The following is a 16,233-nucleotide window of genomic DNA, read 5'->3' as shown; positions in this document are numbered from 1 at the left end:
TCTGGCGGGAGAAAATGGATGAGAGCCCGAAGGGGCCGGCAAAGCGCCACAGCATCGACCTGAATATCGTATTCAGCCCGATGCTGCGCACCATTGTTTTCGTATCGGCTTTTCCCGAAAGCCGCATTCACCCACCTTCAGCCGAGCCGCGACTGCTCGCGAAACTGACGCGGTGTGACACCGGTCATCCTCCTGAAGGCGCGGCTGAAATGCGCCGGATCCGTGTAACCGGAGGAAAAAGCGACGTCGATGATCCTGCAATCGGTGTCGCGCAGCAGCTTGCTCGCATTTTCGTATCTGACGGTGTCGAGGAGGTCCGAATAGGAGAGGCCGAGATGGGCGAGCCTGCGCTGAAGCGTCCGGATGCTGATACCCGCGATCTCGGCGACGTCGGCAAGAGCGGTTGTTCCCTCGTCGAGATAGGCCGGAAGCATCAGCTTGAGAAGATCGACGATATTGTAGGCGGACGGGCCGTCCTCATTGTCGGGTGGCGGCGCAAACGAGGCGGCCGAACGGTTTGGGAGGCCGAGCAGCATGGTCGGTACTCTGATCCAAGCGGCATGCTGGCCCGATAAAAACCGCACGTTCGGCCAGCAGGATAGCGTCGCAGGGCTTGGCCCATAAGACGACTCAAAGCCGATCGCCGCCGGCATCCAGTCGGACCCTGCGAATTGCCGGACGATGTAGACCGAGAAGATGTTCTGGATCCACTGCGCGTGTTTCAGCTGCAGGGGCCATGGCCCGGTGAGCCTGCTGCAGACCCGCACGTGATCCGTGTCATGCTCGATCCACATGCTCAGGATGGTGTCTTCGCCTGACGCCTCGCGGCAGGCGTGCCGGAGCGCGACGAGCAGCGTCGGTGAATGCGCGATGAAGGCCCGCGTCTTTTCCCGCATATGCGAGAATTGCAGGCGCCGGGCTGCGAGGAAGCCGAAATCCTCGATACCCTGGCTTCTCTGGGCGGTCTCGACGAAGCGCAAGGCCGGCAGGAGCGGCAGGTAGAGCTCGCTCTTCTCGGCCAGGGACGATGGCAGCCGCGACCTCTCCAGGAGAGTTTCCGTCGGCGCGCCGATATCGTCCAGGATGCTGACGAAGGGCAGCAGAAACTGGCCGCGCGTCAACGGGATGTCAGCCATCAGGTCCACCGTCATCACAGGATCTGCACGTCCTCAGGCAGGCCCCTGAATCGCCTGAGGAGTGCAGAATAGCCATTTGCGGGTGGCGTGAAATGGCAAGACCGACAACCCGCATATGCACCAAGTATTCAAAATAGAGCATGTCGGCTGAGCTGAAGATGATCCGTCGCATGGAGCGTCCACTGCTGGAAATTTTCGCCTCACGGAGATTCGGCAATGCGGCCTTCTTATTCGGAAATCCCGGGCTTTCGTACGTTTTAGTTCTAATTCGTCAAGTGAGCGTCACCGCAAACCTCCAGATCCCACCTCGTGATCACCATTGAATTGCTCGACCATCTGCGGATGGCCTCTGAGATTGCAGATTGAGGAGTTTTTGAATGCTGTCGAGAATTGACCAACTGGCTGTGCTCTCGGCCTTCACACTCCTTGGGCAGGGCATCGACTTGACTGGTACCGGTGCTGCACTGGCGCAGGATGCAAATGCTGAGCTGGCTAAAAAACTCAGCAATCCCGTGTCGTCGCTCATCAGCGTGCCGTTCCAATTCAACTACGACCGAGGCTTCGGACCGAACCGTGGCGACCGGAAAACGCTCGACATCCAACCGGTCATCCCGTTCTCGTTGAACGCGGACTGGAACATCATTTCCCGGACCATCGTCCCCGTCATCTGGCAGCACGACATAGCAGGGCCCTCCGGCTACCAATCCGGTCTAGGAGACATCACCCAGAGCTTTTTCATTTCCCCGACGCAGCCGACCGCCGGTGGGATCATCTGGGGCGCAGGTCCTGTCTTCCTGCTGCCGACGGCGACCGACGATCTGCTCGGAGGCGGCAAGTTCGGAATGGGTCTGACTGCCGTCGTTCTGAAGCAGGAAGGGGCATGGACGATCGGCGCACTTGCAAACCACATCTGGTCCGTTGCGGGGCGGGGAGACAGGTCCGACATCAGCGTGACCTACCTGCAGCCCTTCATCGCCTACAGAACATCGGACGCCTGGACGTTCACGCTCAATACCGAGAGCACCTATGACTGGAAGGCTGAACGATGGTCGGTGCCCATTAACGTCCAGGTTTCGAAGCTTATGAAATTTGGCGAGCAGCCGGTGAGTCTCACCGCAGGCGTGCGCTATTGGGCGGCCGCGCCAAAGAACGGGCCGCATGGCTGGGGCCCCCGTGTGGGGTTGACGTTCCTGTTTCCGACATAGGCGCAGTTGGCGCTGCAACACTGGTTCTGTCGCGCCGTGGTGAACTGACGATTCAGCAATCTGGTGCGCCGCCCCATGGGGAGGGAGCACAACCGGTCGCGATTGTCGCGAAATGGCAAGACGGACAGACCGCCCATGCACGAGATGCTCGTGACGACATTCGCCGGCCAATCGGGCCGCGATCACGTGCTGCAGCAAGCCGAAGCGCTCGCGCAGATGCCGTTAGGCAGGCTAGGCAGGGGACAAGCAGCAATGTCAGGCGCAACGGCGCGCAATCTTGCCATCGGTTGGCTGTCGGCTGCGTTGTGTGGACCCGTTTTGGCGTCCGATCTCCGGCAGCCCGCCGCGCCACCAGGGCCTGTCCTCGCATCGGCGCCGAGCTTCTCGGTTACCAGCTACATCTGGGCGACCGCGATCGACGGCAGGAGCGCGACGCTGCCGCCACTGCCGCCCGCGGATATCAATCTGCGCTTCCGCGACGTGCTCAAGGAGTTGAACGGCGCGATGATGGCGTCCGCCGAGATGCGCATCGAGCGCTGGAGCGTCCTGGTCGACGGGCAGTTCTCGCAGGTGACGACGGGCGGCAATCTGCCCGGCCCCTTCTTTTCCGCGCTGAAGCTGCGCTCGCAGACTACGACCCTGCAGGGCTCGGTCTTCTATCGCGTCTATGAAGACACCGTTCTTGCGCTGGATGTGGGGGCTGGCGTCCGGTTCTGGAACCTCGACACCAAGCTCGAAATCCTGCCCGGCCTCGCCAATCTTCGCATCGACCACCGTCAATCGCAGATGTGGGCCGACCCGATTCTCGGCGCGCGGCTCGGCGTGAAGCTCGACGGTCCGTGGAGCCTGACGGTGGCGGGCGACATCGGCGGCTTCAGCGCCGGCTCGCGCCTGACCTGGCAGGCATTGGGCAGCGTCAACTACGCGTGGAGCGAGAGCCTGACGCTGAAAGCCGGCTATCGCGCGCTTCATGTCGATTATCGCAGCGGCAGCTTTTCATACGACGTGACGCAGCACGGGCCTGCGGTCGCGGCAACGTACCGATTCTGACCGGGGCCTTGATGAGTTCGGCGATGTCGAAAGGGATGGGAATGTCGATGACAGGGACTGCGCTTCGGAGCGCTGGGGCTACCACGCTTGCACTGCTCGTCGCGCTCTGCGGGCAGGCCCTGGCGCAGGCGGGCGAAGCCCGGCCAGAGGTCACCGACCCACATTTCAAGATCGCGCCCGGCTATCTGAAGCGATCCGATCTGCCGAACAGCCTAGTCCTGCTCGGCCCGCCTCCCGAAGCAGGCTCGGCTGCGCTCGCCCGGGACGAGGAAGCGCGAAAGGCGACGCTTCCCTTGCGAAACACCGCGCGCTGGAACCTCGCCCGTACCGATGCAGACCTCGCCTTTCCGCAGGCTGCCGACAATTTCTCCTGCGCGCTGGGCGTGAAGATCGACAGCCGGCAGACGCCGCGCCTCTCCGCGATGATGCAGAAGGTGCTCTCGGATTTCGGCCTCTCCACCTATGGCGTGAAGAACAAATACAACCGGGTCCGCCCCTTCGTGGTTCACAACGAAGCGACCTGCCGGGCGGATCAGGAGGCCATTCTGCGGAATGACGGCTCCTATCCGTCGGGGCACACGGCTGCCGGCTGGGGCTGGGCCCTCGTCCTCGCGCAAATCAGCCCCGAGCACGCGGATGCGCTGCTCAAGCGTGGCATCGAGTTCGGGCAGAGCCGCGTGATCTGCGACGCGCATTGGCAGAGCGATGTCGATGCAGGCCGGATCATGGGCGCGGCGACCGTTGCACGACTGCAAACCGACCCGGCCTTCCTCGCCGATCTCAAGGCCGCGAAGGCAGAAGTGAAGGCGGCGAAGGCGAAGCGACCGCTCCCGGTATCCGAATGCGCCGCGGAAGCGGCTGCGCTGTCGGCGCAGTAACGACGAGCACATGGATCAAAGACACCAATGAGGTACCGTTCGATGCGCATGACGCTGCTCTCAAGCCTAAGTTTCCTCGTTCTCGCGCCGTGCGTGGCGTTCGCCCAGCCGGTTGCGGTCAATGTCGACAACTTCAAGCGAGCCGAGTCCGATTTCTATATGGCCAAAACGGTCGATGCAGGCGCTCTCGGCAAGTTCGTCCACAACAGGGCGCCGACGCCGATCGACAAGCAGCCCGTGGTCCGGATGAACCGGGATACGCTCTATTCCCAGGCGATCTTCGATCTCGACGCCGGTCCGGTGACCATCACCCTTCCAGACGCCGGCAAGCGCTTCGTCTCGATGCAGGTCATCAGCGAAGATCACTACACCCCGATGGTGGTCTACAAGCCGGGCCGCACGACGCTCACCCGGGACAAGGTCGGCACCCGCTACGTGTTCGTTGCGGTTCGCATCCTTGTCGATCCCAACGACAGCAAGGACCTCGCGCAGGTTCACGCATTGCAGGATGCGCTGAAGGTGCAGCAGAAGTCGGCCGGCAAGTTCGAGGCCCCGAATTGGGACCTAGCTCAGCAGAAGAAGATCCGCGAGGCGCTGGAAACGCTCTCCGCTGCATCAGGCGACTTCAGCAACGCTTTCGGCCCGAAGGGCAAGGTCGACCCGGTCAAGCACCTGCTCGGCACCGCGTCCGGCTGGGGCGGCAACCCCGACAGGGACGCATCCTACCCCTCGGTGACCCCGGCCAGAAACGACGGCAAGACGGTCTACAAGCTCAGGCTCAAGGATGTTCCCGTCGACGCGTTCTGGTCGATCAGCGTCTATAACGACAAGGGCTTCTTCCAGAAGAACGATTACGATGCCTATTCGGTCAACAGCATCACGGGCACGAAGAGCGCTGACGGCGCGATCGACATCCAGTTCGGCGGCTGCGACGGCAAGATCGCGAACTGTCTGCCGATCACGGAGGGGTGGAACTACACATTCCGGCTCTACCGACCCCGTGCCGCGTACCTGAACGGCACATGGAAGCTGCCGGTGGCGCAGCCTGCATCGTAGAGGGCATCAACCTCCTTCGCTCGGCCCGGCAAGCAGCGGTCATCACCCACCGAGGCTTGCCAGCCGGGATTTCGATCCGCATGTCGTCGTTTGGGACACAGAGATGCGGATGACGGGACCGGCCACCGACTTCTTGGCCTGAAGCCGGTCCGACAGATGCTAGTCCCGGTCTCTGCACGGCCGACCCGCGAGAGAATTTCCGCAGCCACCACCGAGCTTCAGACGGAAATCGCTGTTCCGTCACGCTGTGGGTCTGCGCTGCCCGAACACAGGCCATCGGCGATTCCAACCGCGCGGAGGGCCCTCGACCGCCACTACGGCATCATCGGCCTTTGGCGCAGCGATCTGCCGGTCCCGTTCGCCGGGTTGACAAGGCATGCAGCCGGCGCATTATGTCATGGTCGATTGTCAGCAATCGACCATGACATAAGCGGAGGGGATATTTCGTGATGCGCTCGACAATTTTGAAGGCGATCCTCGCCATCGGCGGCACCGCTCTTGGTCTCGCTGCCACGCCGTCCCAGGCTGAATGCCTGTCTGCCCCACCCAATCTCGTTGAGGCCGGCTACCTCACGGTCGGGACCTCGCTGACGGCTCCGCCAATGGGCTTCATGAACGATGACAAGCCCTCGGGCTTCGATCCAGAATTCATCGCGGCGGTCGCCGAGAAGATGTGCCTCAAGACCAGGATCGTGAACGTCACCTTCCAGGGGCTGTTTCCCGGACTGATCGCCAGGAAGTTCGACGTCATCGCCTCGCAGATCGGCATCACCGAGCCACGCAAGGAGATGTTCGATTTCGTTCCCGTCTTCGTCGGTGGCCTGCGTCTCGTCACGCAGAAGGACAGCGGCCTGAAGTTCCAGACCGAGAGCGACGTTTGCGGCCATGCCGCGAGCATCGTCGCGGGCTCCACGCAGATGGCGGCGCTCGACAAGGTCAAGGGCGATTGCCCGGCCGGCAAGCCGATGACGCTCAAGGTCTTCAGCAACCAGAGCGAGGCGCTGAACGAAGTCGCCAAGGGCACGGTCAACGTGGCCTATGTCGATTGGCCCGTCGCGGCCTATCTGATCCAGCAGCGCCCGAAGGACTTCGTCGAGGCCAGCCCCGTGCTGAGCGGCAAGGGGCCCAACACCGAGCGCAACCGCAACGGCATCGTCATCCGCAAGGGCGACAGCGCCACGCAGGACGCGGTCGCGGCGGCGGTCAAGGCGGCCATGAGCACCGGCGCCTATGACGACATCCTGAAGCGCTGGAACCTCGCTGACGGCGACGTCCGCAAGGTGAACTGAGGCGCAACGCCCCGAAACAAGGAAGGCGAGGATGCGCTTCGATCTCGACTATTTCCTGAGCCTGCTGTTCTCGACGCGCTTCTTCGAGCCTGTCGCCATCGTGATCGCCGTGGCCGCAACGGCCATGGTGATCGGCGTCCTGATCGGCACGGTAGGCGGCATCGTCCTGAACTCGCCCGTGCCGCTGCTGCAAAGGCTCGTGCGGCTCTACGTCACCACCATACGCGGCATTCCGGTGCTGGTGCAGATCGTGTTCTGGTACAACGGGCTGCCGGCCCTGACCGGGGGCGCCATCAACCTCTCCGCCTATGCCGCCGGCATCATCGCGCTCGGCGTCAATGAAGGCGCCTACATGACCGAGATCGTCCGGTCGGGCATCCAGTCGGTCGATCGCGGGCAGCGCGAGGCCTCGCAGGTGCTGAGCCTGAGCTATCGCTCGATGATGATGAAGGTCATCCTGCCTCAGGCGATCCGCATCGCCATTCCGCCGACGGGGAACCAGGCGGTCAACCTGCTCAAGAACACCTCGCTTCTGTTCACGATCGCCATCCCGGAGATTTTCGCGACGGGCACGAACCTGTTCAGCGCGAACTTCAAATATTTCGAGGTCATCGCGGTGGTCGCGATCTGGTACCTGCTGCTGGCGATCGCATACGGCTTTGTCCAGCGCGCGCTGGAACGCCGCTTCGCCAAGGGGCGGCGCGATCTCTATGATCTGGCCGCGGCATGATCGGCTCGCTTGAATTCAAGGAAAGCACGCACCCAATGAGCCTGACCGCCCTCAAGCGACAGCCCGCGGAGCAACTGGCGACGGAGGCACTGAAGGAATCCATTCTCGCCGGAGACCTGAAGCCCGGCGAGCGGCTGACGGAAGCCGCGTTGGCCGATCAGTTCGCCGTCTCGCGCGGCACGGTCCGGACCGCGCTGCATCAACTCAGCCGCGATCGTCTCGTGGTCCTGACCCCCTATACGGGCTGGGCGGTCGCCACCATCGATCGACAGGATCTCTGGGAGATCTACACGCTGCGCAGCAGTCTCGAACGGCTGGCCGCGCGGCTGGCAGCCGAGCGGATGAACGACGATGGCCGGGCACGGCTGGCCGGCGTCCGGGATGCGTTCTTCGCCGCTTGCGAGCGAGCCGATGTCGCCGTCGCCGTCGACTCCGATTTTTCGCTCCACCGGACCATCGTCGAGCTTTCGGGCAATCGCCGCCTGCTCGATCAGTATCTGATGGTTGAGCAGCAGATCCGGCTGTTCATCAACTCGACCTATGCCTCGGCGCCGAACCTCTCGGTCGCCATCGCCCATCATTCGCCGATCGTCGACGCGATCCTCGCCGGAGACGGCGAGGCCGCGGCCGGCCACAGCGAACACCATGTCCTGAGCGAGGGCGAGCGCGTGCTCGCGATGGTGGACCATGCAGGCTGAAATCAAGGCAGGGGCCGCCGGCCGCGAGGCGGTCATCGCTCTCGACGGGCTGAACAAGTGGTTTGGTGCCATGCATGTCCTCAAGGACGTGTCCCTGACCATCGACAAGGGCGAGAAGGTCGTGATCTGCGGCCCGTCCGGTTCCGGCAAGTCGACCCTGATCCGCTGCATCAACGGGCTGGAGCAGCACCAGGGCGGCCAGATCAGCGTGGAAGGCGTCGAACTGGGGCCGAAGACCCTGTCGCAGGTGCGGCGGGAGGTCGGCATGGTCTTCCAGTCGTTCAACCTGTTCCCCCATCTCACCATCAAGGAGAACTGCATGCTTGCGCCGATGGAGGCGCGCGGCCTGTCGAGAGGCGATGCCGAGGAGCGCAGCATGGACTATCTGCGGCGCGTCCACATCGCCGAGCACGCCCATAAATACCCCTCGCAGCTCTCGGGCGGGCAGCAGCAGCGCGCGGCCATCGCCCGCGCTTTGTGCATGCAGCCGCGGATCATGCTCTTCGACGAGCCGACTTCGGCCCTAGACCCGGAGATGATCTCGGAAGTTCTCGACACGATGATCGAACTGGCGGCATCCGGCATGACGATGGTCTGCGTCACCCATGAGATGGGCTTCGCGCAGAAGGTCGCCGACCGGATGGTGTTCATGGATCAGGGCGCCATTGCTGAGGTCGGGCCGCCCGAGCGACTCTTCCATTCGCCTTCGTCGGAGCGGCTCGCGCTGTTCCTGAAACGCATCCTCACTCACTGACGATTTCACATTCGGCGGAAGGCCCGCGGTGCCCTATGCGAAGGCGCTGACGGGACACCTTTGCCTCAAGCGGAAAGGACATTCCCTTGCTCACGATCGACAATATGCGGGTCTTCAACATCCGGGGCGGCGGGCTTCACCCCGTGCTGGTCGAGCTTTCGACCAAGGACGGCCTCAAGGGTTATGGCGAGGCTGCCGTGGCCTATGGCATCGGAGCGAATGCCGCAGCGGGCATGCTCAGCGACCTCGCGCACAAGGTCGTCGGCGCTGACGCCACTTATCCGCGCAACATCTGGCACGAGATCTACGACAATTCGTTCTGGACCAAGGGAGGCGGCGCCATCGTCTTCGCAGCGCTCAGCGCCATCGATCAGGCTTTGTGGGACATCAAGGCACAATCCCTCGGCATTCCCGTCTATGAGCTCTTCGGCGCGAAGTTCGAAACCTCGCTCGAGGTTTATGCCAATGGCTGGAACAGCGCCCATGACGACGCCATGGAGTGGGCTAAGGCCGCGGAACGTCCGTTGAAGGACGGCTACACCATCCTGAAATGCTATCCGCTCGCGACGCGCCAGAAGGAAGGGACGCTGCGGCATGTTCAGCGCCGCGCTCTGAGCACGGAGGAGTTCAAGCGCGCGATCGACCGCGTACGCAATCTCAGGAAGGTCGTCGGGCCCGATATCGGCCTGATGTTCGACCTGAGCGGCGGTCTCAACAACGACCAGTTGATTCGCTTCATGGATGTCTGCGCCGAACTCGACGTGACCTGGGTCGAGGAACCGCTCGACCCCTTCAACCTGCAGGGCCTGCGCCATCTCGCTGGGCGCTGGCCGATCCCGATCGCAGCCGGCGAGCGCGTCTATACCCGGCAGGGCTTCCGCAATCTGCTGGAGACCGGCGGCGTCGACATCGTCATGCCCGATGTCGGCAATTGCGGCGGCATCTTCGAGGCCGTCCAGATCGCCGCGATGGCCGAGAGCTACAACGCCCGCGTCTCGCCGCATAACTGCGCGAGCTCGCTCTGCACGGCCGCGACGATACAGGTCTGGGCCGCCTCCGCCATCGGCATGCCGCTGGAAACCTATCCCTATTTCCCGGACGCGAACGACTACGTTCAGGTCCTTGCCAACCCGCCGGAGAAAGCCGTGGTGAACGGCCGCCTCTCCGTCCCGACCGATCCCGGAATCGGTGCCGTGATCGATGCCGAAGCGATCGCCCCGTTCCGCTGCTTCGACTTCCGCGCGGACGTCTGAAATCGATCGAATTGACGGCCCGCGATCGAAGACGCGGGCCGTGTGGCGCCGGAAGCTGGCTCTGGCGCCCCGTCGGGAAGCGGCACGCCCTGACAACGCAGCCTGCCTTTTCTCGTCAGCTCCCAGTTCGAACGATCTGTATCGCGCTGCGAGAGTCGCGATAACCGTTCCCGCGCAGCAGCTTGACGATCAGTCCAATCCAGAAGCCCTCGAGCCCAGCCCCAAGCCCGCCGAGCGGAAGCAGGCCTGGGCTCGTGAAGGCGGCGCAGTCGATGTGTTCGACCGTCGCAGATGTATGACCCAGATATCGGCAAGGCGGTCCGACGCCGCAGGCGGAACGGACGAATTGCCGACGCCCAGACCCGCTCAGATTTTGTTAGCGCGGCTCCTGGCGCGCACCGCCGGACAGCAGCTGCTCGCTCCCCGCGAGCGCGACGTCGACGGCGCGCCCCGAAGCCGTGAGAGAGTACTCGACATGCAACACCCGTCCGCTGAGATCGTGGCGCTCGACATAGCCGGCGGCCTCGAGAGCCTTCAGCCGGGCGGAGAGAACCCGCGCCGAAATCCGCGGCGGGAGTTGCCGTCTCAGAGCTCCGAAACGCAGGGGCCCGTGACGAGCCAGTGAAAACACGATGTGGCTCATCCATTCCTGCGAGAAGAACTTCAGGAAGCCGTCGGCCAGACAGTGTTCGTCTGCGGAATCATTCGAACTGGTCATGCGCTTTGCTCTGACTACCGGTATCTCTCAGGTAACTAATGGATTTCGCGCCGCCCGCCCCCTAGGTTCCGCCAGAGTTCGGATGTTCCGGGTTTCCCATACCGGTCGTCGGGCAGGCAAGGCCACATATTCGTTCGCCGCTCCAGGCGGCGACCAGCGCGCGGATGCCCGCGCTTTCGCAACCGGCCCCGGACGATGCCCGACCTGACGGGCCCGCGGACCATTTTAGAGAAGGAAGCTTGCCATGCCATTCGTGACGACGCGCGACGGGGTCGATATCTTCTTCAAGGATTGGGGCCCGCGGGACGCCCGTCCGATCGTCTTCCACCATGGCTGGCCTCTGTCTTCGGATGACTGGGACGGGCAGATGCTGTTCTTCCTGTCGAAGGGATATCGCGTCGTCGCGCATGACCGGCGCGGGCATGGTCGTTCCGCCCAGGTCTCGGACGGACACGACATGGACCACTATGCCGCGGATGCCTTCGCCGTTGCCGAGGCTTTGGATCTGCGGAACGCCGTCCATATCGGCCACTCGACCGGCGGCGGCGAGGTGGCGCGCTATGTCGCCAGGCACGGCGAGCCGTCGGGGCGCGTGGCCAAGGCAGTCCTCGTCAGCGCCGTGCCGCCGCTGATGCTCAAGACCGAGACGAATCCCGGGGGATTGCCGCTGGAAGTCTTCGACGGCTTCCGCCAGGCCCTGGCCGGCAACCGCGCCCAGTTTTTTCTCGATGTGCCGACCGGCCCCTTCTACGGCTTCAACCGGCCGGGTGCGAAGGTCGATCAGGGCGTCATCTGGAACTGGTGGCGCCAGGGCATGATGGGCAGCGCCAAGGCCCATTACGACGGCATCAAGGCGTTCTCCGAAACCGACCAGACCGAGGATCTGAAGGCGATCGGCGTGCCGACGCTGGTCCTCCATGGCGAGGACGACCAGATCGTGCCGATCGCCGACTCCGCGCATGAATCGATCAAGCATTTGAGGCACGGCACGCTGAAGACCTATCCCGGCTTCAGCCACGGCATGCTGACCGTGAACGCCGGGACGCTCAACGCCGATCTGCTGGCCTTCGTCGAGGCCTGAGATCCCGCGGGCAGCGGCCGTCAGCTTGCCCGGCCGCTGCCATTCCACGCGACAGGAAGACGTGATGAAACTCTATCTGGTCTCGCTAGGCGCCGGTCTGCTCGTCGGCGTCGTCTACGGCCTGCTGAACGTTCGCTCGCCTGCGCCTCCCGTGATCGCGCTCATCGGCTTGCTCGGCATCCTCGCCGGCGAGCAGATCGTTCCGGTCGCAAAGCGCCTCGCTTCGGGACAGGGCCTGACGCTCGGCTGGCTGCGGCATGAATGTGGCGAACATCTCTTCGGCACGCTGCCGTCCCGCCCCTCGGGCGATCAAAACCATGAAAGGCGGGAGTCATGAGTCCGACACGCCGGCAAACCACCTTTGGTGTCGCCGCCGGGGCCCTGTCGGGCCTGCTCGGCACCGCCGCAGCCCAGTCTCCGCAGCGAGGAACCGCTCCCATGACCGCCGATCTCATCCTCCGCAACGGCCGTTTCACGACGCTCGACCGGAGCAACCCGATCGCCAATGCGGTTGCCGTCAAGGACGGCGCCTTCCTCGCCGTCGGCAGCGAAGCCGACGTGATGGCTCATGCCGGGCCGAATACGAAGATCATCGACCTGAAGGGCCGCAGCGCCTTGCCCGGGCTGATCGACAACCATCTCCACATCATCCGCGGCGGGCTCAACTTCAATATGGAGCTGCGCTGGGACGGCGTGCGCTCGCTCGCCGATGCGATGAGCATGCTCAAACGCCAGGTCGCAGTGACGCCGCCGCCGCAATGGGTGCGCGTCGTCGGCGGCTTCACCGAGCACCAGTTCGCCGAGAAGCGCCTGCCGACGATCGAGGAACTCAACACCGTCGCGCCGGATACGCCGGTCTTCATCCTGCACCTCTATGACCGCGCCCTGCTGAACGGCGCCGCGCTGCGGGCCGTCGGCTATACCAAGGACACGCCGCAGCCGCCGGGCGGCGAGATCACACGCGACGCCAACAGCAATCCGACCGGGCTGCTGCTGGCGCGCCCGAACGCCGCCATCCTCTACGCGACGCTGGCCAAGGGACCGAAGCTGCCCTTCGACTATCAGGTTAATTCGACCCGCCATTTCATGCGCGAGCTCAACCGGCTCGGCGTCACCGGCGCGATCGATGCCGGCGGCGGCTTCCAGAACTATCCGGACGACTACGCCGTCATCCAGAAGCTCGCTGACGAGAACCAGCTCACGATCCGCCTCGCCTACAACCTGTTCACGCAGAAGCCCAAGCAGGAGAAGGAGGACTTCCTCAACTGGACGAAGACCTCGACATACAAGCAGGGCGACGACTATTTCCGGCATAACGGCGCTGGCGAAATGCTGGTCTTCTCCGCCGCCGATTTCGAGGATTTCCGCGAGCCGCGGCCCGACATGCCGCCCGAGATGGAAGGCGATCTCGAAGGCGTCGTGCGCATCCTCGCCGAGAACCGCTGGCCCTGGCGCCTGCACGCGACCTATGACGAGACGATCTCGCGCGCGCTCGACGTGTTCGAGAAGGTCGACAAGGAGATCCCTCTCAAGGATCTGAACTGGTTCTTCGACCACGCCGAGACGATCTCGGAACGCTCGATCGACCGCATCGCCGCACTCGGCGGCGGCGTCGCCGTGCAGCACCGCATGGCCTATCAGGGCGAGTATTTCGTCGAGCGTTACGGCGCGGCGGCCGCCGAAGCGACGCCCCCCGTGGCGCGCCTGCTGGAGAAGGGGGTGAAGACCTCGGCCGGCACCGACGCCACCCGCGTCGCCTCCTACAACCCTTGGGTCGCGCTCTCCTGGCTGGTCACGGGCAAGACGGTCGGGGGCTTGCGCATCACGCCGCAGCGCAACTGCCTCGACCGCGAGACCGCGCTCAGGATGTGGACGGAGAACGTCACCTGGTTCTCCAACGAGGAGGGCAAGAAAGGCCGGATCATTGTGGGCCAGTTCGCCGATCTGATCGTGCCGGATCGCGATTTCTTCGGCTGCCCCGAAGACGACATCGCGCATATCTCGGCGGACCTGACCATCGTCGGCGGCAAGGTCGTCTATGGCGCGCGGGACTTCGCCGGGCTCGACGAGAGCGCACCACCGCCGGCGATGCCGGACTGGTCGCCGGTCAGGACGTTCAAGGGCTATGGCGCCTGGGGCGAGCCGGATGGCGCCGGCAAGAATTCGCTGCGGCGGGCGGCCATGACGCATTGCGGCTGCGCCAGTTCCTGCGGCGTGCATGGCCACGACCATGCCAGCGCCTGGTCGAGCAAATTGCCGGTCGGTGACCTCCGCAGCTTCTGGGGCGCGCTCGGCTGCGCCTGGTGGGCGGTGTGACCATGACAGCGAACGACCACGACTCGCAGCCGATGCGCGGCCTGCGTTGGCTGGCACTGCTGCTGCTCTGCGCCGCCTATATCCAGGGTCCGGTGACCAAGGTCCTCGATTTCGAGGGCGCCATCGCCGAGATGACCCATTTCGGCCTGTCGCCCGCGCCGATTTTCGCGATCGGTGTTATCGTCTTCGAACTCGCGATGAGCGCGCTCATCCTGCTTGGCCGCTGGCGCTGGCTCGCGGCGCTGGCGCTCGCCATGTTCACGCTGGCTGCAACGTTCGTCGCCCTGCGCTTCTGGGAAATGCCGGCCGGCCAGGGGCGAATGATGGCGATGAACGCCTTCTTCGAGCATCTCGGCCTGATCGGCGGCTTCATCATCGTGGCGCTCGACGACTTTAGCCAGCGAAAAGGATCAGCGCGATGACCGGCACCGCCTCGCAAGGATCCGGTTTCGCACCGCTGCGCCAGAAGGTCTTCGCGGTCCTCTGGGCGGCGACGATCATCGGCAATATCGGCTCGTTCATGCGCGACGTCGCCAGCGCCTGGCTGGTGACCGACCTCTCCGGCGCACCCGCCGCGGTGGCGCTGGTGCAGGCGGCGGCGACGCTGCCGATCTTCCTGCTGGCGATCCCGGCCGGCGTGCTCTCGGATATCCTCGACCGCCGCAAATTCCTGATCGCCATCCAGATCCTGCTCGGCTGCGTCAGCCTCTCGCTGATGACGCTGGCCAGCCTCGGCCAGCTCAGCGTGCCCGCTTTGGTCGGCCTCACCTTTCTCGGCGGCATTGGCGCGGCGCTGATGGCGCCGACCTGGCAGGCGATCGTGCCCGAACTCGTCGGCAAGGCCGATCTCAAGAGCGCGGTGGCGCTGAATTCGCTCGGCATCAACATCTCGCGCGCCATCGGCCCCGCGCTGGGCGGCTTGATCCTCGCCGCCTTCGGCGCCGGCTTCACCTATGGCGCCGACGTGCTGAGCTATGTGCTGGTGATCGGAGCGCTGTTCTGGTGGCGCCGCCCGGTGGGCGCCGACGACGCGCTGAGCGAGCGCTTTGCCGGGGCGTTCCGGGCCGGGCTGCGCTATGCCAAAGCGAGCCGGGAGCTCCATCGCGTGCTGCTGCGCGCGGCGATCTTCTTCGGCTGCGCCAGCGCCGTCTGGGCGCTGCTGCCGCTGGTCGCACGCAATCTGCTCGGCGGCGGCGCCAGCTTCTACGGCGTCCTGCTCGGCGCGGTTGGAGCAGGCGCGATCGGCGGTGCCGTCATCCTGCCGCGCTTGCGGGAGCGTCTCGATGCCGATGGCCTGCTGCTGCTCTCGGCCATGCTCACAGCGTTGGTCATGGCCGCGCTGACGCTGTCGCCACCGCAATGGCTCGCGATCGTCATCCTGCTCGTACTCGGGATGGCCTGGATCGTGGCGCTGACGACGCTGAATGGCGTCGCGCAGGCCATTCTGCCGAACTGGGTGCGTGGACGGGCGCTTGCCGTCTATCTCACCGTGTTCAATGGCGCGATGACCGCCGGCAGCCTCGGCTGGGGCGCGGTCGCGGAAGCAGCCGGCATCCGCGGCACCTTGCTGATCGGCGCGGCCGCATTGCTCGTGGCCGGAATCGTGATGCACCGGATCAAGCTGCCCGCGGGCGAGGCCGATCTCGCGCCCTCCAATCATTGGCCGGAACCGCTCGTCGCGGCGGAGGTCGGCAATGATCGCGGCCCCGTTCTGATCCTGATCGAATACCGCGTGCCGGCTGCCGATCGGGAGGCGTTCCTGCGGGCGATCAACGAATTGTCGATCGAGCGGCGCCGCGACGGAGCCTATGGCTGGGGCATCACCGAGGACACGGCCGACCCCGAGAAGCTCGTGGAGTGGTTCATGGTCTCGTCCTGGGCCGAGCATCTGCGCCAGCATCGCCGCGTCTCGAAGGCCGATGCCGATATCCAGCAAGAAGTCAGGCGCTTCCATGCCGGGCAGGAAGGGCCGGTCGTCCGCCACTTCCTCCATGTCGATCCGCCGGCCCGTCCTGCCGATGCCCCTGCAGGAACGAAGACCTGATGCGGTCGCGCCATTCAACCACTCA

The 16,233-nt window shown here is 64.5% G+C and carries 16 protein-coding genes; 14 read left to right on the top strand and 2 right to left on the bottom strand.

Annotation, left to right across the window (positions count from 1 at the left end):
• Nucleotides 1-137: 137 nt before the first annotated feature.
• The gene (locus GY40_RS22310; RefSeq protein ID WP_081925612.1) at nt 138-1,136 is read right to left on the bottom strand and encodes a helix-turn-helix transcriptional regulator; all 999 of its coding nucleotides are present in this window, start codon (nt 1,134-1,136) and stop codon (nt 138-140) included.
• Between the two features lie 377 nt (nt 1,137-1,513).
• Between GY40_RS22310 and GY40_RS22305 the strand changes: the two genes are divergently transcribed.
• The 9 genes from GY40_RS22305 to GY40_RS22265 all read left to right on the top strand — a co-directional run bounded on the left by GY40_RS22305 (nt 1,514) and on the right by GY40_RS22265 (nt 10,049).
• A complete protein-coding gene (locus tag GY40_RS22305; protein WP_038367171.1) occupies nt 1,514-2,341 on the top strand; it encodes a hypothetical protein in 828 nt (275 codons plus the stop codon).
• Nucleotides 2,342-2,476: 135 nt separating this feature from the next.
• Nucleotides 2,477-3,391, top strand: a complete 915-nt coding sequence (locus GY40_RS22300) for an outer membrane protein (RefSeq protein WP_133565785.1) — start codon at nt 2,477-2,479, stop codon at nt 3,389-3,391.
• A gap of 47 nt (nt 3,392-3,438) precedes the next feature.
• Nucleotides 3,439-4,269 carry an acid phosphatase gene (locus GY40_RS22295; RefSeq protein WP_038367304.1) on the top strand — a complete coding sequence of 277 codons (831 nt, stop codon included), beginning with the start codon at nt 3,439-3,441 and terminating at the stop codon, nt 4,267-4,269.
• 27 nt (nt 4,270-4,296) lie between these two features.
• Entirely contained in the window at nt 4,297-5,325 is a 1,029-nt protein-coding gene (locus GY40_RS22290; RefSeq protein ID WP_081925608.1) for a DUF1254 domain-containing protein, read from the top strand.
• A 449-nt stretch (nt 5,326-5,774) separates the two neighbouring features.
• The gene (locus GY40_RS22285; protein WP_038367169.1) at nt 5,775-6,614 is read left to right on the top strand and encodes a transporter substrate-binding domain-containing protein; all 840 of its coding nucleotides are present in this window, start codon (nt 5,775-5,777) and stop codon (nt 6,612-6,614) included.
• A 31-nt stretch (nt 6,615-6,645) separates the two neighbouring features.
• Complete coding sequence (locus tag GY40_RS22280; RefSeq protein WP_051988420.1) at nt 6,646-7,344, top strand: amino acid ABC transporter permease; 699 nt, start codon at nt 6,646-6,648, stop codon at nt 7,342-7,344.
• Between the two features lie 35 nt (nt 7,345-7,379).
• Nucleotides 7,380-8,042, top strand: a complete 663-nt coding sequence (locus tag GY40_RS22275) for a GntR family transcriptional regulator (RefSeq protein ID WP_038367297.1) — start codon at nt 7,380-7,382, stop codon at nt 8,040-8,042.
• Nucleotides 8,032-8,796 (top strand): amino acid ABC transporter ATP-binding protein, encoded by a 765-nt coding sequence (locus GY40_RS22270; RefSeq protein ID WP_038367168.1) that lies wholly within the window; start codon nt 8,032-8,034, stop codon nt 8,794-8,796. Before GY40_RS22275 ends, GY40_RS22270 begins: the two co-directional genes overlap by 11 nt.
• 86 nt (nt 8,797-8,882) lie before the next feature.
• A complete protein-coding gene (locus GY40_RS22265; RefSeq protein WP_248311259.1) occupies nt 8,883-10,049 on the top strand; it encodes a mandelate racemase/muconate lactonizing enzyme family protein in 1,167 nt (388 codons plus the stop codon).
• A 376-nt stretch (nt 10,050-10,425) separates the two neighbouring features.
• Here GY40_RS22265 and GY40_RS22260 read toward each other — a convergent pair whose 3' ends face one another.
• Nucleotides 10,426-10,767, bottom strand: coding sequence for a winged helix-turn-helix transcriptional regulator (locus GY40_RS22260; protein WP_051988418.1), 342 nt, complete (start codon nt 10,765-10,767; stop codon nt 10,426-10,428).
• 244 nt (nt 10,768-11,011) lie between these two features.
• Between GY40_RS22260 and GY40_RS22255 the strand changes: the two genes are divergently transcribed.
• The 5 genes from GY40_RS22255 to GY40_RS22235 all read left to right on the top strand — a co-directional run bounded on the left by GY40_RS22255 (nt 11,012) and on the right by GY40_RS22235 (nt 16,208).
• Complete coding sequence (locus GY40_RS22255) at nt 11,012-11,848, top strand: alpha/beta fold hydrolase (protein ID WP_038367166.1); 837 nt, start codon at nt 11,012-11,014, stop codon at nt 11,846-11,848.
• Between the two features lie 64 nt (nt 11,849-11,912).
• Nucleotides 11,913-12,185: a XapX domain-containing protein gene (locus GY40_RS22250; protein WP_038367164.1), complete on the top strand. Its 273-nt coding sequence runs from the start codon at nt 11,913-11,915 to the stop codon at nt 12,183-12,185.
• A 101-nt stretch (nt 12,186-12,286) separates the two neighbouring features.
• Nucleotides 12,287-14,164 carry an amidohydrolase gene (locus GY40_RS22245; protein ID WP_038367162.1) on the top strand — a complete coding sequence of 626 codons (1,878 nt, stop codon included), beginning with the start codon at nt 12,287-12,289 and terminating at the stop codon, nt 14,162-14,164.
• Nucleotides 14,165-14,166: 2 nt separating this feature from the next.
• Nucleotides 14,167-14,586, top strand: coding sequence for a DoxX family protein (locus tag GY40_RS22240; RefSeq protein WP_038367289.1), 420 nt, complete (start codon nt 14,167-14,169; stop codon nt 14,584-14,586).
• Nucleotides 14,583-16,208, top strand: a complete 1,626-nt coding sequence (locus GY40_RS22235; protein WP_038367159.1) for an MFS transporter — start codon at nt 14,583-14,585, stop codon at nt 16,206-16,208. The genes GY40_RS22240 and GY40_RS22235 overlap by 4 nt, the downstream gene beginning before the upstream one ends.
• Nucleotides 16,209-16,233: the final 25 nt, after the last annotated feature.

Source organism: Allobosea sp. UNC402CLCol, assembly GCF_000745475.1.
GTDB lineage: Bacteria > Pseudomonadota > Alphaproteobacteria > Rhizobiales > Beijerinckiaceae > Allobosea > Allobosea spartocytisi.
This window is presented reverse-complemented; position numbering and strand designations above follow the sequence as displayed.

Coding starts and splice junctions, on each gene's coding strand:
- GY40_RS22310 (WP_081925612.1), bottom strand. CDS start 1,136: ATGGCTGACATCCCGTTGACGCGCGGCCAGTTTCTGCTGCCCTTCGTC.
- GY40_RS22305 (WP_038367171.1), top strand. CDS start 1,514: ATGCTGTCGAGAATTGACCAACTGGCTGTGCTCTCGGCCTTCACACTC.
- GY40_RS22300 (WP_133565785.1), top strand. CDS start 2,477: ATGCACGAGATGCTCGTGACGACATTCGCCGGCCAATCGGGCCGCGAT.
- GY40_RS22295 (WP_038367304.1), top strand. CDS start 3,439: ATGACAGGGACTGCGCTTCGGAGCGCTGGGGCTACCACGCTTGCACTG.
- GY40_RS22290 (WP_081925608.1), top strand. CDS start 4,297: ATGAGGTACCGTTCGATGCGCATGACGCTGCTCTCAAGCCTAAGTTTC.
- GY40_RS22285 (WP_038367169.1), top strand. CDS start 5,775: ATGCGCTCGACAATTTTGAAGGCGATCCTCGCCATCGGCGGCACCGCT.
- GY40_RS22280 (WP_051988420.1), top strand. CDS start 6,646: ATGCGCTTCGATCTCGACTATTTCCTGAGCCTGCTGTTCTCGACGCGC.
- GY40_RS22275 (WP_038367297.1), top strand. CDS start 7,380: ATGAGCCTGACCGCCCTCAAGCGACAGCCCGCGGAGCAACTGGCGACG.
- GY40_RS22270 (WP_038367168.1), top strand. CDS start 8,032: ATGCAGGCTGAAATCAAGGCAGGGGCCGCCGGCCGCGAGGCGGTCATC.
- GY40_RS22260 (WP_051988418.1), bottom strand. CDS start 10,767: ATGACCAGTTCGAATGATTCCGCAGACGAACACTGTCTGGCCGACGGC.
- GY40_RS22255 (WP_038367166.1), top strand. CDS start 11,012: ATGCCATTCGTGACGACGCGCGACGGGGTCGATATCTTCTTCAAGGAT.
- GY40_RS22250 (WP_038367164.1), top strand. CDS start 11,913: ATGAAACTCTATCTGGTCTCGCTAGGCGCCGGTCTGCTCGTCGGCGTC.
- GY40_RS22245 (WP_038367162.1), top strand. CDS start 12,287: ATGACCGCCGATCTCATCCTCCGCAACGGCCGTTTCACGACGCTCGAC.
- GY40_RS22240 (WP_038367289.1), top strand. CDS start 14,167: ATGACAGCGAACGACCACGACTCGCAGCCGATGCGCGGCCTGCGTTGG.
- GY40_RS22235 (WP_038367159.1), top strand. CDS start 14,583: ATGACCGGCACCGCCTCGCAAGGATCCGGTTTCGCACCGCTGCGCCAG.